At 77.1% G+C, this 651-nt stretch carries 1 protein-coding gene and 1 pseudogene; one reads left to right on the plus strand and one right to left on the minus strand.

Annotation, left to right across the window (positions count from 1 at the left end):
- Positions 1–291 (plus strand): annotated as a pseudogene (locus tag EAO76_RS43110) (alpha/beta hydrolase); the annotation flags it as partial.
- Positions 292–385: 94 nt separating this feature from the next.
- On the opposite strand, the gene EAO76_RS43115 reads toward EAO76_RS43110, so the two are convergent.
- A partial coding sequence (locus EAO76_RS43115) for an aminomethyltransferase beta-barrel domain-containing protein (protein WP_316248428.1) occupies positions 386–651 on the minus strand: 266 nt, incomplete at its 5' end.

A 651-nucleotide genomic window follows, 5' to 3' on the forward strand; every position in this document is an offset into this window, starting at 1 on the left:
GGCCTGGGCCTGGTGTCGATGGCGCACACCCTGGCGTACGACGACGCGCTGCTCGGCGACGGCTCGATCCCGGCCGAGCGCTTCGCCTCCGTCACGGCGCGCACCCTGGTCGTCTGCGGCGGCGCCAGCACCGCCTCGGCCCGGATGTCCACCCGTGCCCTGGCGGACGCGCTCCCCCGCTCCCGCCACCGCACCCTGACGGGCCAGACCCGCGAGCTGGCGCCGCAGGCGGTGGCCCCGGTCCTGGCGGAGTTCTTCGCCCGGGACGTGTACGCCCGCCAGGCGTCCTGAGAATCCGTTCCGCGCGTGGTCGCGCCCGTTAACGGGGGTGGGCGCGACCACGCGCGGAACGGCCGCACCGCGTCGGGAGCGGCGTCCGGCGGGATCAGCCGGACGTCGCCGCCGTCTGCCGCCGGGCCGTCGTGGCGATCGTCGCCGAGCCGACGACGCGGGTGCCGTCGTACAGGACGACCGCCTGGCCGGGGGCCACGCCGCGGACCGGGTCGGTGAAGGCGACGTGCAGGGTGCCGTCGACGAGTTCCGCCGTGACCTCGGTCTCGCCGCCGTGGGCGCGGAGCTGGGCGGTGTACGTGCCGGGGCCGGACGGGGCGGTGCCGCACCAGCGGGGCCTGATAGCGGTGAGGGCGGTGA

The organism is Streptomyces sp. sk2.1 (assembly GCF_008120935.1).
GTDB lineage: Bacteria > Actinomycetota > Actinomycetes > Streptomycetales > Streptomycetaceae > Streptomyces.